Source organism: Flagellimonas sp. CMM7 (assembly GCF_021390195.1).
GTDB lineage: Bacteria > Bacteroidota > Bacteroidia > Flavobacteriales > Flavobacteriaceae > Flagellimonas.
In genome coordinates this window covers 3,239,610-3,259,471 of record NZ_CP090003.1, presented here as the reverse complement: position 1 = coordinate 3,259,471, position 19,862 = coordinate 3,239,610, and the positions used below count along the sequence as shown (strand labels likewise).

Genomic DNA, 19,862 nt, shown 5'->3' with positions numbered 1-19,862 from the left:
GCTTTTAAAATAAGCGTTAATATTCTAATCTGCAGATTATCTTTGTCAAAATTTAAAAAAATGACACAGCTAAGAGCACTTATAGAAAATGCTTGGGATAATAGAGATTTATTAAAAGAAGAAGAAACCCAAAATGCAATTAGAGAGGTAATCAATTTAATTGATTTGGGTAAATTAAGATGTGCCGAACCCAAAGAAGACGACTGGCAAATCAACGAGTGGGTTAAAAAAGCTGTTGTACTTTATTTTCCAATTCAAAAGATGGAAGTTTTGGAAGCTGGTATTTTTGAATACCATGATAAAATTCCTTTAAAGAGGGGATACCAAGAAAAAGGCGTTCGTGTGGTTCCCCATGCTGTTGCCAGACATGGCGCTTATATTTCCCAAGGAACTATTTTAATGCCAAGCTATGTTAATATTGGTGCCTATGTAGATGAAGGTACTATGGTAGATACTTGGGCAACCGTTGGCAGTTGCGCACAAATAGGTAAAAATGTCCATTTGAGCGGTGGAGTAGGAATTGGCGGTGTTCTGGAACCCTTACAAGCCGCCCCGGTAATTATTGAAGATAATGCCTTTATTGGTTCGCGGTGCATTGTTGTGGAAGGGGTACGAGTAGAAAAAGAAGCTGTTTTAGGCGCAAATGTGGTTCTAACTGCCTCTACAAAAATTATCGATGTAACAGCAGAAGAACCAATAGAACTAAAAGGCAGGGTACCTGCAAGGTCTGTGGTTATTCCTGGAAGCTATACCAAAAAATTTGCTGCTGGTGAATTTCAAGTTCCTTGTGCTCTAATTATTGGAAAAAGAAAGGAAAGTACTAATAAAAAAACATCATTGAACAATGCGTTAAGGGAGCATGATGTAGCGGTTTAACCCTCACTACTGGTGTTTTTGCCTTGTATTTTGATAATTTGTCCACTATTGTATTTGAAAGCATTTAATTTTTCTTTCCAAATTAAGCAACCTATTGACATTTCGCCATCTTTTAAACGCAACAACAACCTAGATTTTTAAAAATTTTACTGAAAAACAAGGGATACTCAAAAATGTCCATTGTGTAAGAAAATTACACCTAAAAACAATTTTCCTTGCATTTTTTTGTTATAATTTTGTGAATACCAAATACGAATACCAATAAATATGACTGGATTGAGCACCCCAAAGCAAAAATTATCCGCGTTGATCATAACTTACAATGAGATGGGTTACATTGAAAAATGTATAGATTCCATATCATTTGCAGATGAAATCATCGTTGTTGATTCCTTCAGTACTGACGGCACTTACGAATACCTACAAAAGCACCCTAAGGTCAAAGTAATTCAAAATCCGTTTGAAAACTTTACGGCGCAAAAATCATATACCCTTAAACAAGCCACAAATGATTGGATACTGTTTGTAGATGCTGATGAAATTGTTAGTGATGAACTTCAAAAAGAAATATCCAAAACAATAAACAATCCCGATGCTTGTGAAGCATATTGGTTCTATCGTAAGTTCATGTTTCAAAATACTCCACTAAATTTTAGTGGTTGGCAGACAGATAAAAACCATAGGTTGTTTAGAAAAAGTAAAGCTCAATTTACAGATAAAAAGATTGTGCATGAAACTTTGGAAGTTGACGGAAACTCCTGTATTCTCAATGAAAAGCTTACTCATTATTGCTACAAAAATTATGAAGATTACAAAGGTAAAATGCTTCGTTACGGTCAATTAAAGGCGAAAGAGGCTTTTTATAAGGAAAAGCACTTCAACTATATCTCCATGACAATAAAACCCATTTGGAAATTCTTCAATCATTATGTCTTGAGATTAGGCTTTCTGGATGGCAAAAAAGGTATAACGATTTCATATCTAAATGCTCTAGGCGTCTTGGAAAGATATAGAGAGTTGAAAAAATTGGAAAAGAAAAATGAGCTTACCTATTACTTGGTAATGCCATAGTGGGTCCAAACTAGTTTTTTGTTTCTTGTCTCCCTTCTTATTGCAGTGTTTTTTGCAATCGATTCTGGCGTTTTATACCCTCTCTTATGGTCAAGATGAACACAAACGGCACTGTATCTTAATTGCTTTGATTTTAAACCAAAATTGAACATACGCTCGCCTAATTCTCTATCCTGCCCTCCGTATTGCATTCGTTCATCAAAACCGTTTACATTTAAGATATCCTTTTTCCAGCCTGAAGAGTTATGGCCGTTCCAACTTGCATTGGTAGGAGTAAACGTATTCAAAAACTTAGATATCAAACCATTAGCAGTAAGTTTATTGTTTTTAAATGTCTTCGGAACCCCTTTCTCCTTGAGCCACTGAATATTAAAACAGTTTTGTTTCTGAATATCTTCCAATGTAATCATCTTTGAGATATTCATGGGAAGCATATAATATCCCCCAGAAATAAAATACCCCTTCTCTTTGTTTATGTAATGTACTTCCACAAAATCCTCTCTTGGAATACAATCACCATCCGTCATTATAATATAATCTGCGTTACATGCTTCAACAGATTTATTCAATATTCTCGATTTTTGAAAACCTTCATCTTCTTGCCAAACATGGACTATTGTATAAAAAACTTCTTTGGACATAGTATCCAGAAGTTTTTTAGTTTTAGGGCCAGATCCATCATCAGCGATAACAACTTCAAAATTTTTGAAGATTTGACAGTTAAAGCCCCAAAGTACTTTTTTTAACCATTCTTCAGAATTATAGGTACTTACTATAATTGATATTTTAGGATTGTCCTTTTTGTCTTTGTTCATCATGGCAAAAATAGAAATATTAAATATTATCGCATATCCTTAATTTTGTGTTTTAAAATATATCCGATGAAGGTAAAAGAAATACCCATTTCTCTTTTTAACCATGTTAAATTATCAAATACCTCCAAAGAAAAGTTTCTGAAAGAAAAAAAGCAAATTCCCGTAATCGTGTCATTGGCTTCAATACCATCTAGACTGCATATAGTGCACCTTACCATCAGGAGCCTCTTAAACCAAGATGTCCTGCCAGAACAAGTAGTTCTTTGGTTACATGAAGATTTGGAAAATAACATTCCAAAAAAACTCTCAAGTTTAACCAGTTCCATGTTTTCAATTAAATTTTCAAAATACACCAGCTCACACAGAAAATTGGTAGAAACACTAAACATACTTCCAAATAATGTAGTTGTTACTTGTGATGATGATATGATGTACAGAAAAGATTGGCTATCCAAGTTGCATGAAATTCATCAAAAACATCCAGCAGAAATTATCGGAAATCAAACAAGATGTATTACGTATAACAATGATGAGGAGCTATTACCATATAAAGAATGGCGTTCTGGAAATAAGCCCTGTACAAATAAAGATAGTACATTACCTATTGGTGCTGGCGGTACCCTCTACCCTATCAATTCTCTGGATGAGCAAGTTCATAATCAAGAACTTTTTATGAAACTTGCCCCAAAAGCAGATGATTTGTGGTTCAAGGCAATGGGGCTGTTAAAAGGAACAAAATCCATACAAGCCGAAAATAGTGGAAAAGAACCTATTCCTATATGGGGGTCTCAAAAGGTATCCTTAAAAAAAACCAATATTACAGAGGATAAAAACAGAATTCAGTGGCAAGCTTTAGATGATCACTTTAACTTTAAATTGAATAAAATTGATTGAACAAATCAACAACTGCATTAGAGAACTAAAAAAAGGGAATTTAATCCTTTACCCTACCGATACGGTATGGGGGATTGGTTGTGATGCCACCAATGAAGCCGCAGTTAAAAAAGTATACGAACTAAAAAAGAGAGCTGACAGTAAAGCCTTGATTTGTCTTGTTGCCCATCAAGCTATGTTAGAGCGTCATGTAAAAGAAGTGCCAGAAGTTGCTTATGACATCATGGATCTTGCAGAAAAACCGACCACCATTGTTTTTGACCATCCAAAAAATGTTGCCAAAAATCTAATAGCAGAAGACAATACTTTGGCTATACGTGTGGCATCTGATAAGTTTTGTCAATATTTGATTAATAAATTTGGAAAACCTATCGTATCCACATCAGCTAATATTTCTGGGAACCCAACACCCAACAACTTTAAAGAGATAAGTTCAGAAATTATAAAAGGAGTGAACTATGTGGTAAATTTGCAGTTAGAAAACAAAAATCCTTCTCCTTCATCTATAATAAAGCTTAGTAATGATGGCCAGGTTAAGGTAATCAGGGAATAAAATGACGCAGGAATTCCATAAAGAGGCAATACAACATCCCATTTTTAAACTCATTGGAGAAACTTCTCAAGAACTAGGTGCAGATTCTTTTGTTATTGGAGGGTTTGTTAGAGACTATTTGCTTAAAAGAGGCACTCCAAAAGATATTGATATCGTTGTAATAGGCAGCGGAATTGAACTTGCAAAAAAAGTAGCTTCCAAACTTAAAGGAAAGCCCCAAGTTTCAGTTTTTAAGAACTTCGGCACTGCCATGATCAAGCACCAAGAACTGGAGTTGGAATTTGTAGGAGCCAGAAAGGAAAGCTATCACCATGATAGCAGAAAGCCAGTTGTGGAGGATGGCTCCCTTGAAGATGACCAAAACCGAAGGGATTTCACGATAAATGCCATGGCCTTATCCTTAAATCAATCAAGCCATGGTCAACTATTAGATCCTTTTAATGGATTAAGCGATTTAGAAAAAAAACTCATAAAAACTCCACTGGAGCCAGGTATAACCTATTCAGATGATCCTTTGCGTATGATGCGCGCCATACGTTTTGCCACTCAATTGGATTTTGATATTGAATTAAAATCGCTTCGGGCTATTACCGAAAATAAAGAACGCATCAAGATTGTTTCCAAGGAAAGAATTGTAGATGAGCTTCATAAGATAATTCTAAGTAAAAAACCTTCCATTGGTTTTAAATTGTTGCACCAAACCGGATTACTACCAATCATTCTTCCTGAGCTTACTGCTCTGCAGGGCATCGAAGAAATTGAGGGACAACGTCACAAAGATAATTTTTGGCATACGCTAGAAGTTGTGGATAACATTTCGGAAAATACGAATGATCTCTGGTTAAGATGGGCTGCATTGTTGCATGATATTGGAAAAGCCCCGACCAAACGTTTTCATAAAAAAATTGGATGGACGTTTCATGCACATGAATTCGTAGGATCAAAGATGGTCTATAAACTTTTCAAAAGACTAAAAATGCCACTGAACGATAAAATGAAATTCGTTCAAAAAATGGTATTGATGAGTTCAAGACCCATTGTTCTGTCTGAAGACCATATAACCGATTCTGCCGTACGTCGTTTGGTTTTTGATGCCGGAGAATATGTGGAGGACCTTATGACCTTATGTGAAGCGGACATCACTACAAAAAACCCAAGAAAACAGCGAAAGTACAAGAATAACTTTCAAATTGTTCGAAAAAAAATAGTAGAGGTTGAAGAGAGGGATCACGTACGCAATTTTCAACCACCTGTAACTGGAGAGGAAATTATGCAGGTATTCAATCTAAAGCCTTCTAAAGAAATAGGAATCATAAAAGAGGCTATTAAAGAAGCTATCTTGGAAGGTGAAATTCCCAATGAATATGAAGCCGCATATCAATTTATGCTTGATAAAGGCAAGAAAATGAACTTGAAAACCGATTGATATGAAAACTAATAAATCCGTAATATATTGGCTGTTAGTTGGTTGTATTCTAATTTTTATCATGGTTCTTGTTGGTGGTATTACCAGATTAACCCATTCCGGACTTTCTATGTCCGATTATAAATTAATCAGTGGCACATTACCTCCAATGAACGAATTGGAATGGCAGGAAGCTTTTGATTTGTACAAACAGTATCCTGAGTACCAAAAACTGAACTACCATTTTTCCTTGGATGATTTTAAAAGCATTTATTTCTGGGAATGGTTTCATAGAGTCATTGGTAGATTCATTGGCATTGTTTTTATTGTTCCATTCGTTTTCTTCTTAATAACTAAAAAATTAGATAGACCAACCATAAAAAAATGCGTGATACTGCTCGTTATGGGTGGCTTTCAAGGTTTTTTAGGTTGGTATATGGTAAAAAGTGGGTTGGTTGACCGTCCAGACGTTTCTCATTATAGGTTGGCTGCTCATTTAACCACTGCCTTTCTGACTTTTGCCTATAGTCTTTGGGTTGCTTTAGATTTGATTTATCCATCAAAAAAGGAAGTCAATAAAAGCATCCGTAATTTACTCCGAATCGGATTGTTTGTTCTTGTTGTTCAAATTGTTTGGGGCGCATTCGTTGCTGGTTTAGATGCAGGGTTTATCCATAACCACTGGCCGTTAATGAGTGAAGGAAAACTAGTTCATGAAACCGTATATATAGAACAACAACCCTTTCTTAAAAACTTTATAGAAGGCAAAAGTGGGGTTCAATTTGTCCATCGCTATCTAGCATATATAGTGGTTGGGATCATTGCTCTCTTGTGGTTCAGGGCCAAAAAATTTGTACTTACTCCCTTGCAAGAGAGCGGCATCAAAACTTTGCTGGCTTTAGTTGGTTTGCAATTTTTGTTGGGTGTTCTAACGCTGATATATGCTGTACCCCTATGGCTTGGGGTTGCTCACCAAATAGGAGCATTTTTTCTGTTGGCGGCAATGACTTTTACTTTGCATAGGTTCACTAAATGACACACTATTTGTTGTAACTTTGCGTCCATTTTAAAAATTCGAGGATGATTTATAAAATAAGGATAATACTTGATGCAGAGGATGATATCTTTAGAGATATTGAAGTGGAGGATGCCAGTACCTTAGAAGATTTTCATAATGCAATTACTCAGGCTTTTGGGTTTGGTGGCAGTGAAATGGCTTCCTTTTATACTTGCGATGAGGAATGGAACCAAGATGAGGAAATCGCACTTTTTGATATGAGCGAGACAGGTTCTGATATTAGATTGATGAATGAGACCGGGCTCAGCGATGTGATGACAGAACAAAATCCAAAATTGATTTATGTCTACGACTTTTTTAGCATGTGGACGTTTTTTGTTGAATTGGCAGATATCATTGAAAAAGAAGATGGAAGAATCTATCCAAACCTTCTCTTCAGTTTTGGTGAATTACCTGATTCTCCGCCTGAGAAAAAGTTTGAATCCAAACCATCAATAGATTTTGATGATTCGCTTGATAATTATGAGGACCTGGATTTTGATGAAAACTGGAACTAACAACTAACCTACCCATAAAAAGTACCATATGCTAAACCTGTATCCTGCCCAAATCGAAAGTGTTTCACTTCACAGAGTTGGCAATAAGAGCAAGAACGAAGCTATTTTTTTATCCGCAGAACCTTTATCATTAAATGATGAAATGTCGGGTCTGTTAAAAGAGTATTTTTTTAAGCCTTTTAGGGAAAAGGAAGAGAACTATTTCAAATTTTCTCATGAGGTGGATTTGGAATTTAATGAGATCTTTAAGTCTGTTTCCGAGCTTTTTGAAGACGGATCAAAATCGCATTTAATTTCTAAAAGAATTACAACCCTGCTTTATGAAGAATCCAATCACCCGCACATAAAGAGCGGAGAGGTGTATGTTGTCCATTTTTCAGATATGGTTATCGACAATCAAAAGACAGATGCCATAGGAATTTTTAAAAGTGAACTGAAGCATGATTTTTTACAGTTCAAAGAAAAAGACCAAAACTTGGAAATCTTGATCCGTCAAGGCATCAACATCAATAAATTGGATAAAGGATGTATTGTATTCAATGTAAATAAAGAAGAAGGGTACAAAGTTCTATCTGTAGACAGTAATCGTTACGATGCTAAATATTGGTTGGAAAACTTCCTGGGACTATCGCCTTTGACCGATGAAAATTTTTACACCAAAAATTACCTGAAATTCTGTCAAAACTTTGCAAAAGATGTGGTTCTTCCTGCTGAAGACAAACAACAAGAGGTACTCTTTATGAACAGGGCGGTAAACCATTTTGCAAAAAATGACGCTTTTGAAGAGAGTTCTTTTTTAAATGAGGTAATAGAAAATCCTGAGCTTATTCCAGAATTTAAACATTACAAGGTTGAAAAAGGGCCTAAGTTTAGCATTGAAGATGTTTCCAATTTTGATATTGCCAATAAAGCAGTTTCAGATGCGCGTAAAAAAATAAAAAACGTCATCAATCTAGATACCAACATTCAGATAAAAATGGATTTTATCAACCCGGAATCTGCGGAAAAATTTGTAGAAAAAGGTTGGGACGAAGAGCGGCAGATGTATTATTACCTAGTGTATTTCAATAAAGAGCAAAAGACTTAAGGTTCATTATTCAAAATCTGCTTCATATTTACATCTTGGTAGTTTCGCTTCACAAAATCTAGAGCCAAGGATAGCACTTCTCCCATTGTGGTGCTCTTTTTAAAGTCGAGGTCTTTGGTTAGTTCGTATATCTGAAGTTTGAGCTGATCAATATTTTCTTTCAAAGAAATATCATCTGTTTTGCTTATACTCACTAATCTTTTAATTCGGTTACCCGAACTTAAAATCCGTTTGGCCACAATGGAGCGTTCTTCAATCTTATACTGATCAACAGAATTCTTTTGCAGTTTTGTCCTGACCAACTCCACCATTTTAAAGTTTTCCTTAAAAAACTGAGGCCTGTAAACTTTTAATTTTCCTTCAAAACATTGCTGGTCAAAATCTATCGCCCTAATCTTATAAACCACATGATCAAAATCATGCACTGGTACGATCACGTAATTATAAGATCTCATATCTCCTAGCAGACGAATCATACAGCGTTCATTGAATTTCACAAATTCCTTCGCCAACTGTGCCTTTTCAGCCTCCGTACATTTGGGCAACATATCACTGATAAAAACATCTCCAGGGATTCCCGCAATATGTTCTTCAATCAATGTATCTCCGTAAACCAAAAAATTGAGATTATAGGGTGAAAGCATATGTTCCAGTTCTAAACCATAAACTCTAGATGCATCTGTCTTTTTTACATAGAAATAAGTGAAATTGTCATTTAAAATGTTCCGAACCTTGATTCTAAAAGGTTTAGAGTTTCCAAAAGTGCAATAATCAACAGCATCCACACTAAGGAATTCTAAAATACCATCACTACCATCTGAATGTAAGATAGAATAGACCCTTTTAAGGCTCAAATCAATTTCTTCGCGCTCAAAATCAGAGTAATACACCCGAACCCAAAGTGTATCTGCACCTTCAGAATCATAAACTACTATAGAGCCCGCAAATCTTAATAGGTCTTCATAAAAAATGGGAATTTCAATTTTTCGATTATAGCGATGTAGATATCCATCCAATTTTTTATTGACTGGGTAAGCAGGCTTTTTTTTCGACATTAATTTTTCCTCGGACATTCTTTCCCTATTTTGTAACAAAATCCATAATACCTCGTCAAGTTACTATAAACAAATCAAAAAACGATTCCCACTTTGGAGACAATACTGACCGTAAATCATCTAACAAAAAAATTCGGCTATCTCACCGCCGTGAAAGACCTGACTTTTACTATAGAAAAAGGCAATGTCTATGGCATTTTAGGACCTAACGGCAGTGGCAAGTCCACCACATTGGGTATTATTCTAAATGTTGTAAACAGAACTTCTGGTGACTTTAGCTGGTTTGAAGGTAATACCTCTACACACGAAGCTTTAAAAAAGGTTGGAGCCATTATAGAGCGACCCAATTTTTACCCTTATATGACTGCAATACAGAACCTTAAACTGGTTTGCAAAATAAAAGAGGTGCCAGAAACCAAAATTGAGGAAAAATTGCAACTTGTTGGTCTTTGGGAAAGAAAGGACAGTAAGTTCAAAACCTATTCTTTAGGGATGAAACAACGTTTGGCTATTGCCTCTGCCCTATTGAACGATCCTGAAATTCTAATTCTAGATGAACCTACCAATGGGTTAGACCCGCAAGGTATACATCAAATTAGAGAAATTATTAAAAAGATTGCAGGTCAGGGGACAACCATCCTATTAGCCTCCCATTTATTGGATGAAGTTGAAAAGGTGTGTTCCCATGTTGTAATTCTTAGAAAAGGAGAAAAACTTTATTCTGGTCCTGTAGATAGTATGCTGGCCAGTCATGGTTTCTTTGAGTTAAGAACAGTAGACATGGAAAAACTGGAGGGCTTACTGGAGAAAAATGCAAGTTTTGGAAAAATTAGCAGAGAAAACGGTACCATTACCGCTTTTCTAAAAGAAGAAATGAATGCAGAAGAACTCAATAAAATGTTATTCAATAAGGGCATAGTTCTTTCACATCTGGTAAAACGCAAAGAAAGCTTGGAAGAACAATTTTTGGCCTTAACCAAAAACAACTAATCAAAAAAACGAATGGTACGCTTACTACAAATAGAATTCATAAAACTTTGGAACAATAGAGCAAGTAAAATATTGATTACTTCTTATTTCCTGCTTCTAACCTCAATTGCTTTAATAGCTGCTATAAAGTTTGACATTGGTCCCGTAAAATTTCATCTGGCAGATCAAGGGATTTTTAATTTCCCCTATATCTGGCATTTTAACACCTTTGTAACTGCTATTTTCAAACTATTCTTAGCCATAGTAATTGTCTCCATGATGGCAAATGAATACAGCAACAAGACCATTAAGCAAAATCTAATTGATGGTCTATCCAAAAAAGAGTTTATCCTTTCGAAATTCCTTACCGTTATATCCTTTTCATTTATTTCAACTGTATTTGTTTTTGCAGTATCTATGATTTTAGGCCTTGTATACTCGGACTACAATGAGTTTTCCATTATTTTTTCGGATTTAGAGTTTCTACTGGCCTTTTTTGTGAAATTGGTCGGATTCTTCTCTTTCTGTCTTTTTCTAGGGATTTTTGTAAAAAGGTCTGCATTCGCATTAGGTTTTTTAATATTATGGGTAATTCTTGAACAGCTGATTTTTGGATTACTTGGCTGGAAAGTTATGAGTTGGCCAAATGCAAAACTTGTCAAGGATTTCTTTCCGCTTGAGTCCATGATGAATCTTATAAAGGAACCCTTTACTAGACTTTCCGCTGTGCAAAATATAGGAGAACAGATAGGAGAGAATATGAGATTTGATTATCATGCGTACTGGTATGAGTTTTTGATTGTCATCTTTTGGACAGCTCTTTTCATCTATTTATCCTATGCATTATTGAAAAAGCGTGATTTATAGTATCTTGTCAGGTACTATTTATTCGTTGAATGTCAAATAAATACATTTTTTTACTTCTTTTATTCCTGTTTTCCTTTTCTGTTTTTGGTCAAGGTGAAACGGCCAATTGGTATTTTGGAAATGGTGCTGGAATAAAGTTTAACAACGACGGAACTGTTGTACCGCTCACCGATGGCAGAATAAGCACGTTTGAAGGTTGTGCCTCTATTTCAGACGCTGTTGGTAATCTTTTGCTCTATACGGATGGTATTAGAGTTTTTGATAGGAACCACAACGTTATGCAAAATGGAACCGGGCTTTATGGAGACCCTTCCAGCACACAATCTGCCATTATAGTTCAAAAACCAGGCGACCCCAATATCCTGTACATCTTTACCGTTGATACTTCTACTGCTGAAAATGATCCCAACTTCGGATTAAATTATTCGGTTGTTGACCTTTCCCTTAATTCAGGAAATGGTGCTGTAACACAAAAAAATATCAATCTTTTAAAATTCTGCTCAGAAAAAATATCCGCTGTTTTAAAAAACTGTTTGGACAAATCCATTTGGGTAGTTGCACTTGGACTTGAAAATCCCGATACAGGCCCATTCAACACCTATCATGCCTTTGAAGTAACATCAACTGGAGTTAATACAACACCTGTCAATAGTAAGTTTAGCAATCTAGAAGTTCTTGATCCAAGAGGTTACTTAAAATTCTCTCCAGATGCTATGACATTGGCAAGTGCAAATTCAGCTTCAGGGTTATATTTATATGATTTTGATGTAAACACAGGAATTTTATCCAATCAGAATCGAATACTTGTATCAGCCCCAAACAAATTTCCTTATGGTATTGAGTTTTCACCAGACCAAAGATTCTTATATGCCCATACCTCTAATAACGAACCCGCCGGTCAAGTAGGAGGACACTCTTCATCACTTGTTCAATATGACTTAACAGCCCCAAACATTTCCGCATCAGAAGAAGAAATTGATAGAAGACCAATGTACAGAGGTGCACTGCAACTTGCACAAAACGGTAAAATATATAGAACAATTGCCGAAAACTATCTAATAGGAACGCCATATCTAGGGGTAATAGAAAACCCAAACGAAAAAGGTAGTGCCGCAAATTACAGACATAATGCCGTTTATCTAAATGGAAGAAATGCAACGCAAGGACTCCCTCCTTTTATTCAATCCTTTTTTGATAGAATAGAAATAGTTAAAAACTCTGATGGTTCAAGAGGAACATCACTCACCATTTGCGAAGGAGAACCATTCACTCTTGAAGCTGAGAATATTCCTGGTGCAGTTTATGCATGGGAGAAGGATGGAAATCCAATTGGCAATTCGACCAATGTATTAACCATAAATTCTGCAGGTGCAACTGATTCAGGACGTTATAGCTTGGAAATTACATTAAGTGACCCTGGAGAATGTCCAATAATTGGAGAGGGGTTCATTTCTGTAAACCCATTGCCCACAGCTCCTTCAATTTTTCTTACACAATGCGATGTTGACACTAGTAACGCTACAGATGGTTTAACGTCTTTTAACTTGGAACAAGCAATATTCAATACTGCTTATACCTTTTCATTTTACGAATCTGTTGCTGATTTGAATTCAGATAACCCTATAATCAATCCCATAGGTTACATTAACTCCACACCATTTAACCAGACCATTCAATATAAAATTATAGATGAAAATGGATGTGAGAATTTTGGTGATTTGGAACTTCAAGTGCGATCCGTTGTTTTGGATCCAAATGATGAACTATTTTACTACACTTGTGATGATGTTCCGGAGGATCAATTTTTGGAAGGGACTTTTGATTTGAATAGTTTTCAAGACACAAATTACCCCAATCAAGATATTGCATTTTATACGTCCTTGGAAGACGTTAGTCTAGAGCAAAATCCTATTTCTGGAGATTATAAAACTTCTTCTACGTCTATTTTTGTTAGAATAGAAGATACAAATGAATGTGAAGATATTGATGTTGTTAATCTAATTGTTAATCCCACACCTTCTTTTACTTTTGATAGTGAAGTAATATGGTGTACCGATGGTCCCCCTCTGCCAATACAAGCTCCAGATGGTTTTGACTTGTATCGCTGGTACAAAAATACAGGAGGATCTCCTCAACAGGTCGGAAACCAACAAGATTTACAAATATCTTCCGTTGGTAATTACATTTTGGAAGTAGGGTACAGCTACGCCACCAATAATGGGATCTTTGAGTGTTTTAATGAGATGAACTTTGATGTGCTACCTTCTAATATTGCAATTATTGAGAATACACTTGTAGAAGATATTTCTGATGACAATTTAATTGAAATAATGGTTTCGGGTGATGGAGATTATGAATACTCCATAGATGCCGTTAGCTATCAAGACTCACCAATTTTTGAAGATATATTGCCAGGATTCATCACAGTGTATGTAAGGGATAAAAATGGGTGCGGCGTTGTCAAAGACCTCATTTCAGTAATTGGATACCCTAAATTTTTTACTCCAAATGGCGATGGCATTAACGATTCTTGGCAAATAATAGGCATTGATGATCAATTTCAGGCAGAAAGTCTCATTTCAATTTACAACAGGTTTGGAATGCTCATGGCTCAAGTAACTCCACAAACAGAAGGTTGGAATGGCACTTTCAACAACAATGAATTACCTGCCTCGGATTATTGGTTTAAGGTCGCCTTGGAAGATGGAAGAGTGTTTAAGGGGCATTTCGCCCTAAAGCGCTAGATTATGAAAAAAGAAATGATTTAGTTACAAGTATTTGATTTTTATCAAATGTTAAAAAAATTGCTGTACATAGGGCTCTTATTAGCCCCTCTTTTGGTTGTTTCCCAAACATGCCCAAGGTTATTGAATCCTGTTGCAGGAGCTAATAATGTTTCCGTGGGAACTACAATAACTTGGCAAGAAATCATAGGTGTTCCCAGTTATAACATTTCAATTGGAACAACCCCGGGAGGTAGAGATATTGTAAGTGAAGCTGCAGTGGGAACAAATACATCTTATACCCCTCCATTTGGGCTACCTGATGATACCGAAATCTTTGTTACAATCACACTGTTTTTCTTTAGCAATCAAAATCAAAATGTCGTTTGCCCAAGCATTTCGTTTAGAACCGAAGATGTAATTACTCCACCTAATTGTACAAATATTCGCAGTCCAGCAAGTGGGGACACAGATATTAACTTCCGTTCAAATATCAATTGGAACTACTCTCCTGGCGCTTTGTCCTATATTTTGAGTATTGGCACCACATCTGGAGGAACAGATATTTTTGCAAGGACAAATGTGGGTAACGTGCTAACCTTTAATCCGCCTCAAGATTTACCTATTAACACTGAAATATTTGTCTCGGTTACCCCGGTAAATGAAAACGGAGAAGCGCAAAACTGTATCGAGGAGTCTTTTTTTACTGCAGATATAGCCCAGAGTTTAAACTGCACAAGATTGACATCCCCTATTGATGGAGGCACTAACGTACCTTTGACACCTTTGTTGGAATGGGAGGAAGTGCCAGGTGCCACTGGGTATAAGGTAACCATTGGCACCACGCCTTTTGGAGATGAAATTGTAAAAGATAGAATCTTTAGATCTACAAGAACATTCGTTATTGACTTTGAGCCCAATGCTTTACTGTTTATGACGATTGTACCCTTCAATGAACTGGTAGAAGCTACTGGTTGTATACAAGAAAGTTTTTCCACTGCGGTGGGCTGTGGTCCTTTTCTTGATCCTTCAACAGGAGAATTTGTAACCCTATCTCCTGAACTTGACTTTCCCGAGACTTTTACTTTATGTGAAAACTCAGAGCCCATAACCTTATCAACAAGTGTAATTTCGGAAACATATAGATGGGCAAATGTTACTTCTAGGGGAACAGAAATAGAACTACTATCAGAAACATCAGAAGTTAAAATATCTGAAGGGGGGTTGTATAGGCTGGATGTTACAAATTTTGCCGATCCAAATGGAAATAACATTCCCTGTACCACTTCGCAAGTATTTACCGTTGAAGTAATCCCTGGCCCTAACATAAACTCTATAGGTGTAGAAAGAGATGGAGATAATCTTAGGCTTACGGTAAATGTTTCTGGCAGTAGCGAGTACGATTTTGCTTTAAACAACATCAATGGCCCATATCAAGACAGTAATGTTTTCACCAATGTTCCTCTAGGAAATAATACAGTGTATGTAAGGGATAAAAATGAGGACGGTTGTATTCTTGCTCAAGATGTAGAACAAGATCTTATTTCTGAAGGTTTTCCAAAATTCTTTACACCAAATGGCGATGGATTTAATGATTTTTGGCAATTTATACCTCCTCCAAATGCTGAAGATTTTGAGATTTTATCAATTTCAATATTTGATAGATTTGGAAGGTTACTCTCTCGAATAGGGGCAGACTCTATTGGATGGAACGGTTTGTACAATGGACGTCCTTTACCTTCAAATGACTATTGGTATAGAGCAATAGGAGTTGACAATCGAGAATTTAAAGGTCATTTTGCGTTAAGACGATAGCATTTTTCTTTCTAAGTACTTTTTTGCTTCGTAATTTTAAACAATGAAATTTCAGGTAGTATCAGATTTTAGCCCAACTGGCGACCAACCCCAAGCCATAAAACAATTAGTAGATGGTATTGTTGAAAAAGAGAGCCATCAGACATTACTTGGTGTAACCGGTTCTGGAAAAACATTTACCGTTGCCAATGTCGTGGAAGAAACGCAACGCCCAACCCTTGTTTTAGCACATAACAAAACTTTGGCCGCACAATTGTACTCGGAGTTTAAACAGTTTTTCCCTAACAATGCCATCGAGTATTTTGTTTCCTACTACGATTACTATCAACCTGAAGCCTATATTCCAACAAGTGGACTCTATATAGAAAAAGATCTATCAATCAACGAGGACATCGAAAAACTTAGATTAAGCGCTACATCTTCACTATTATCCGGTCGAAGAGATGTATTAGTGGTAGCATCGGTATCTTGTTTATATGGCATTGGAAATCCAGTCGAATTTCAAAAGAACGTAATCTCTATCCATAAAGATCAGGTAATCTCAAGAACCAAATTTCTTAAGCAATTGGTGCAAAGTTTATATTCTAGGACTACTGCCGATTTTAGAAATGGAAATTTCAGAGTCAAAGGAGATGTAGTGGATGTATTTCCGGGTTATGCCGATCATGCATTTAGAATTCACTTTTTTGGTGATGAAATTGAAGAAATTGAAGCTCTAGATCCTTTCAACAACAATGTAATAGAGGTTTATGATTCACTGAATATATACCCTGCTAACATGTTTGTTACTTCTCCTGATATTCTTCAGAATGCCATTCATTCAATTCAGGAGGATTTAGTAAGGCAAATAGATTATTTCAAAGAAATAGGCAGACCTCTTGAAGCGAAACGTTTGGAAGAACGAACCAATTTTGATTTAGAAATGATAAGGGAATTGGGGTATTGCTCTGGGATTGAAAACTACTCAAGATATCTAGATGGTAGAGAACCTGGCACTAGGCCTTTTTGCTTATTGGATTATTTTCCTGATGATTTTTTAATGATCATTGACGAAAGTCATGTAACTCTTCCACAAGTTCATGCTATGTATGGAGGCGACCGTTCTAGAAAGGAAAATTTAGTGGAATATGGTTTCCGTCTTCCCGCCGCAATGGATAACAGACCTTTAAAGTTTGAAGAATTTGAAGCACTGCAAAATCAAGTAATCTATGTGAGTGCCACACCAGCAGATTATGAACTGCAGTTAAGTCAGGGAGTATATGTAGAGCAGGTAATAAGACCCACAGGCTTGTTAGATCCGATTATTGAAGTACGGCCCAGCCAAAATCAAATTGATGATTTAGTTGAAGAAATTCAACAGCGTGTCGACAAAGATGAACGTACCTTGGTGACTACATTGACCAAACGAATGGCTGAAGAATTGGCAAAATACTTGACAAGAATTGATGTTAGGTGTCGCTACATCCACAGTGATGTGGACACTTTGGAACGTGTTGAGATTATGCAAGACCTAAGAAAAGGAATTTTTGATGTTTTAATCGGGGTAAACCTTTTAAGAGAGGGACTGGATCTACCCGAAGTATCATTAGTGGCCATTTTGGATGCGGACAAGGAAGGTTTTTTACGCAGCAACCGTTCTTTAACACAAACTGTTGGTCGTGCTGCGCGTAACTTAAATGGAAAAGCCATTATGTATGCGGATACCATAACAGCCAGTATGCAAAAAACCATTGACGAGACCAACTACCGGAGAGACAAACAAATGGCTTACAATACTGAAAACAACATTGTCCCCAAAGCATTAAACAAAAATTTAGATAGTGCGTTGGTGAAAAATTCTGTTTCTACATATCATTTCCAAAAGGAAGAATTACGTGCTGCTGAACCAGATTTGGAATATCTTACCCAAGATCAAAAGGAAAAAATGATACGGGAAAAACGTAAAGAAATGGAAAAAGCGGCCAAGGAATTAAACTTTATGGAAGCTGCCAAACTAAGGGACGAAATCAAAATATTACAAGAATCATGATAAAAAGCCTTTTACCCAACCGTTGCGTGCTGGTTTTAGTCAATGTCCTGCTTGTTTTTGCCACACAAGCACAAAGTCTAAGCAAAAAGGAGATCGAAAGTGCCGCTGAAGATGCCTTGCCAGATGCCGTGAAAGACTTATTCGAATTTTTACTAATTCCCAATGATGGGAATTTTCCTGAACACATTGAGAAAAACTTGGATAGATGTACGGTTATTTTCTCTGATTTGGGGTTTAATATCCAAAGATTAGAAACAACAGGTGCTCCACTGCTTTTTGCGGAAAAAACATATAAAAAAAAGGCAAAGACCATGTTGTTTTATCTACAGATTGATGGTCAGCCAGTTGATACTTCCGCATGGAACCAACCCAGTCCTTATATACCCGTAATCAAGAAAAAAGTTAATGATAACTGGGTGATTGTTCCTACTGTTGAAAACAGAGCAGACCTTGATAAAGATTGGAGAATCTTTGCACGCTCGGCATCAGATTCCAAAGGACCCGCGATGGCATTTATCTCCGCATTACGAGTTTTGGAAAAATTAGGTGAAAAACCAGAATACAACATAAAGGTAATTATGGATTTTCAGGAAGAACTTGGATCACCAGACCTTCCAGGCCTGGTTAAAAGTTATAGCACACTTCTTAAAGCTGATGCCATTTTGATTATGGACGGTACCCGACATCTATCCAATTTACCCACCCTTACCTATGGAGCACGAGGAATTGCAACAGCTACACTAAAGGTTTTTGGTGCCAAAAGATCCTTGCACAGTGGGCAATACGGGAACTTTGCCCCAAATCCAGTTTTTGAGACAGCCCGTCTATTGGGATCCTTAAAAAATGAGGAAGGAAAAGTTATGATCCCTGGGTTTTATGATGGTATTGAATTAAGTGCCATTGAAAAGGAAAAACTGAATCAAGTTCCAGAGGACATGGAAGTCATTAAAACCTCTCTTGGAATTTCTCAGCCAGATATGGTGGGAGAGACTTATCAGGAATCGCTTCAATACCCTTCATTAAACGTTCGAGGATTAAAGGCCGCATGGGTCGGTCAAGAAGTACGCACGCTCATTCCATCCGAAGTTATTACGGAAATTGATATGCGGTTGGTTCCTGAGTCTGATGGGAAAAGATTAATGGAATCACTAAAGTCTTACATCATAGATCATGGATTTCATATTGTAGACTCCATTCCAACAGATGAAGAACGAGCCAAGCACAAAAAATTGGCTTCCTTTAATTATCGTCTAGGTTCCAGTCCTTTTCGTACCTCCTTTGATTCTTCTCTTGGTAAAATGCTAAATCGAGCAATGAATCATTTATTTGATGATAACTACATCAATATGAGAACCACTGGAGGATCACAACCCATTGGCCCATTTATAAATACGCTTGGTGTGCCGGCCGTAGCCTTACGAATACCCAATCCTGATAATAGTATTCATGCACCAAATGAGAATTTGAGGATAGGGAATTTTTTAGAAGGCATTATGTCCTGCATAGCTGTTCTAAACCAACCCATGCCGTAAGCTTTATCTTTTATTAAAACAAAAAGAAAGCGCGCTCCCAGCACAAAATGTGCAGGAACGCGCTTCCAAACTAACCAACCAAACCAATCATCATGAAACACCTAGTTAGGTGCTCTTTTAATATTTTCTTAGACTTACCCGATTGTAATCAATCGTTTAGGTCTTGGTAAAGCTTCTTCTTTTTTAGGTAAAGTCAACCTTAGAATTCCATTTTCGTATGCGGCATCAATTTTAGTACCGTCAACTGTTTCTGGTAGTGTAAAAGCTCGTTTAAAAGAAGAAAATGAAAATTCTTTTCTACTATAATTTTCTTTGATTTCCTTATCCTCCGTTTTCACCTCTGTTGAAATAGTTAAAACATCGTTATCCACTTCTACTTTAAAATCATCTTTGTTACCGCCTGGAACCGATAATTCTAATTCAAAATTTTCTGTGTTGTTCTTTATGTTGACAGCAGGTAAGTTAGTATTCAGGTTTTCCATACCTCCAAACCAGTCGGGTCTTGCCAAATCATTCATTAATGATGGAAAAAACAAGCTATTTCTTTTTACTATACTCATGTTGATTCATTTTTATATTAAACATTCAAATCAACC

At 36.5% G+C, this 19,862-nt stretch carries 17 protein-coding genes; 14 read left to right on the top strand and 3 right to left on the bottom strand.

Annotated elements, in window-relative coordinates:
• The first annotated feature begins 60 nt into the window (after nt 1-60).
• Both LV704_RS14670 and LV704_RS14665 read left to right on the top strand, forming a co-directional pair.
• The gene (locus LV704_RS14670) at nt 61-876 is read left to right on the top strand and encodes a 2,3,4,5-tetrahydropyridine-2,6-dicarboxylate N-succinyltransferase (RefSeq protein WP_163423026.1); all 816 of its coding nucleotides are present in this window, start codon (nt 61-63) and stop codon (nt 874-876) included.
• A gap of 267 nt (nt 877-1,143) precedes the next feature.
• Complete coding sequence (locus LV704_RS14665; protein ID WP_163423025.1) at nt 1,144-1,947, top strand: glycosyltransferase family 2 protein; 804 nt, start codon at nt 1,144-1,146, stop codon at nt 1,945-1,947.
• Here the strand turns inward: LV704_RS14665 and LV704_RS14660 are convergent.
• Entirely contained in the window at nt 1,929-2,762 is an 834-nt protein-coding gene (locus LV704_RS14660) for a glycosyltransferase family 2 protein (RefSeq protein ID WP_163423143.1), read from the bottom strand. The two genes, LV704_RS14665 and LV704_RS14660, sit on opposite strands and share 19 nt — an antisense overlap.
• 66 nt (nt 2,763-2,828) lie before the next feature.
• Here LV704_RS14660 and LV704_RS14655 point away from each other — a divergent pair, with 66 nt between their 5' ends.
• Genes LV704_RS14655 through LV704_RS14630 form a run of 6 tightly spaced genes read left to right on the top strand, consistent with a single transcriptional unit; the run spans nt 2,829 to nt 8,276 of the window.
• On the top strand, nt 2,829-3,656 hold the full coding sequence (locus LV704_RS14655; protein ID WP_163423024.1) for a zinc-binding alcohol dehydrogenase: 828 nt from the start codon (nt 2,829-2,831) through the stop codon (nt 3,654-3,656).
• The gene (locus LV704_RS14650; RefSeq protein WP_163423023.1) at nt 3,649-4,209 is read left to right on the top strand and encodes an L-threonylcarbamoyladenylate synthase; all 561 of its coding nucleotides are present in this window, start codon (nt 3,649-3,651) and stop codon (nt 4,207-4,209) included. The genes LV704_RS14655 and LV704_RS14650 overlap by 8 nt, the downstream gene beginning before the upstream one ends.
• Nucleotide 4,210: 1 nt before the next feature.
• Nucleotides 4,211-5,635 carry a CCA tRNA nucleotidyltransferase gene (locus LV704_RS14645; protein WP_163423022.1) on the top strand — a complete coding sequence of 475 codons (1,425 nt, stop codon included), beginning with the start codon at nt 4,211-4,213 and terminating at the stop codon, nt 5,633-5,635.
• Between the two features lies 1 nt (nt 5,636).
• Nucleotides 5,637-6,650, top strand: a complete 1,014-nt coding sequence (locus LV704_RS14640; RefSeq protein ID WP_163423021.1) for a COX15/CtaA family protein — start codon at nt 5,637-5,639, stop codon at nt 6,648-6,650.
• A 44-nt stretch (nt 6,651-6,694) separates the two neighbouring features.
• Nucleotides 6,695-7,189 carry a plasmid pRiA4b ORF-3 family protein gene (locus LV704_RS14635; RefSeq protein ID WP_163423020.1) on the top strand — a complete coding sequence of 165 codons (495 nt, stop codon included), beginning with the start codon at nt 6,695-6,697 and terminating at the stop codon, nt 7,187-7,189.
• 28 nt (nt 7,190-7,217) lie between these two features.
• Nucleotides 7,218-8,276 carry a nucleoid-associated protein gene (locus LV704_RS14630; protein WP_163423019.1) on the top strand — a complete coding sequence of 353 codons (1,059 nt, stop codon included), beginning with the start codon at nt 7,218-7,220 and terminating at the stop codon, nt 8,274-8,276.
• Here LV704_RS14630 and LV704_RS14625 read toward each other — a convergent pair.
• Complete coding sequence (locus tag LV704_RS14625) at nt 8,273-9,349, bottom strand: hypothetical protein (protein ID WP_163423018.1); 1,077 nt, start codon at nt 9,347-9,349, stop codon at nt 8,273-8,275. The genes LV704_RS14630 and LV704_RS14625 overlap by 4 nt on opposite strands.
• A gap of 75 nt (nt 9,350-9,424) precedes the next feature.
• Between LV704_RS14625 and LV704_RS14620 the strand changes: the two genes are divergently transcribed.
• The 6 genes from LV704_RS14620 to LV704_RS14595 are packed head-to-tail and all read left to right on the top strand — an operon-like array spanning nt 9,425 to nt 19,266.
• Nucleotides 9,425-10,321 (top strand): ABC transporter ATP-binding protein, encoded by an 897-nt coding sequence (locus LV704_RS14620; protein ID WP_163423017.1) that lies wholly within the window; start codon nt 9,425-9,427, stop codon nt 10,319-10,321.
• Between the two features lie 12 nt (nt 10,322-10,333).
• Nucleotides 10,334-11,167, top strand: coding sequence for an ABC transporter permease (locus LV704_RS14615; protein WP_163423016.1), 834 nt, complete (start codon nt 10,334-10,336; stop codon nt 11,165-11,167).
• A gap of 29 nt (nt 11,168-11,196) precedes the next feature.
• The gene (locus LV704_RS14610; protein ID WP_163423015.1) at nt 11,197-13,911 is read left to right on the top strand and encodes a T9SS type B sorting domain-containing protein; all 2,715 of its coding nucleotides are present in this window, start codon (nt 11,197-11,199) and stop codon (nt 13,909-13,911) included.
• 48 nt (nt 13,912-13,959) lie between these two features.
• Nucleotides 13,960-15,705: a T9SS type B sorting domain-containing protein gene (locus LV704_RS14605; RefSeq protein WP_163423014.1), complete on the top strand. Its 1,746-nt coding sequence runs from the start codon at nt 13,960-13,962 to the stop codon at nt 15,703-15,705.
• Nucleotides 15,706-15,748: 43 nt separating this feature from the next.
• Nucleotides 15,749-17,734, top strand: a complete 1,986-nt coding sequence (uvrB, locus tag LV704_RS14600) for an excinuclease ABC subunit UvrB (protein WP_163423013.1) — start codon at nt 15,749-15,751, stop codon at nt 17,732-17,734.
• Nucleotides 17,731-19,266, top strand: coding sequence for a M20/M25/M40 family metallo-hydrolase (locus LV704_RS14595; RefSeq protein ID WP_163423012.1), 1,536 nt, complete (start codon nt 17,731-17,733; stop codon nt 19,264-19,266). The genes uvrB and LV704_RS14595 overlap by 4 nt, the downstream gene beginning before the upstream one ends.
• A 134-nt stretch (nt 19,267-19,400) precedes the next feature.
• Here LV704_RS14595 and LV704_RS14590 read toward each other — a convergent pair whose 3' ends face one another.
• Nucleotides 19,401-19,826: an Hsp20/alpha crystallin family protein gene (locus tag LV704_RS14590; protein WP_163423011.1), complete on the bottom strand. Its 426-nt coding sequence runs from the start codon at nt 19,824-19,826 to the stop codon at nt 19,401-19,403.
• Between the last annotated feature and the right edge of the window lie 36 nt (nt 19,827-19,862).

Excerpts from the sequence above, each read along its gene's own strand:
- LV704_RS14670 (WP_163423026.1), top strand. The coding sequence starts at position 61 with ATGACACAGCTAAGAGCACTTATAGAAAATGCTTGGGATAATAGAGAT.
- LV704_RS14665 (WP_163423025.1), top strand. The coding sequence starts at position 1,144 with ATGACTGGATTGAGCACCCCAAAGCAAAAATTATCCGCGTTGATCATA.
- LV704_RS14660 (WP_163423143.1), bottom strand. The coding sequence starts at position 2,762 with ATGAACAAAGACAAAAAGGACAATCCTAAAATATCAATTATAGTAAGT.
- LV704_RS14655 (WP_163423024.1), top strand. The coding sequence starts at position 2,829 with ATGAAGGTAAAAGAAATACCCATTTCTCTTTTTAACCATGTTAAATTA.
- LV704_RS14645 (WP_163423022.1), top strand. The coding sequence starts at position 4,211 with ATGACGCAGGAATTCCATAAAGAGGCAATACAACATCCCATTTTTAAA.
- LV704_RS14640 (WP_163423021.1), top strand. The coding sequence starts at position 5,637 with ATGAAAACTAATAAATCCGTAATATATTGGCTGTTAGTTGGTTGTATT.
- LV704_RS14635 (WP_163423020.1), top strand. The coding sequence starts at position 6,695 with ATGATTTATAAAATAAGGATAATACTTGATGCAGAGGATGATATCTTT.
- LV704_RS14630 (WP_163423019.1), top strand. The coding sequence starts at position 7,218 with ATGCTAAACCTGTATCCTGCCCAAATCGAAAGTGTTTCACTTCACAGA.
- LV704_RS14625 (WP_163423018.1), bottom strand. The coding sequence starts at position 9,349 with ATGTCCGAGGAAAAATTAATGTCGAAAAAAAAGCCTGCTTACCCAGTC.
- LV704_RS14615 (WP_163423016.1), top strand. The coding sequence starts at position 10,334 with ATGGTACGCTTACTACAAATAGAATTCATAAAACTTTGGAACAATAGA.
- LV704_RS14610 (WP_163423015.1), top strand. The coding sequence starts at position 11,197 with ATGTCAAATAAATACATTTTTTTACTTCTTTTATTCCTGTTTTCCTTT.
- LV704_RS14605 (WP_163423014.1), top strand. The coding sequence starts at position 13,960 with ATGTTAAAAAAATTGCTGTACATAGGGCTCTTATTAGCCCCTCTTTTG.
- uvrB (WP_163423013.1), top strand. The coding sequence starts at position 15,749 with ATGAAATTTCAGGTAGTATCAGATTTTAGCCCAACTGGCGACCAACCC.
- LV704_RS14595 (WP_163423012.1), top strand. The coding sequence starts at position 17,731 with ATGATAAAAAGCCTTTTACCCAACCGTTGCGTGCTGGTTTTAGTCAAT.
- LV704_RS14590 (WP_163423011.1), bottom strand. The coding sequence starts at position 19,826 with ATGAGTATAGTAAAAAGAAATAGCTTGTTTTTTCCATCATTAATGAAT.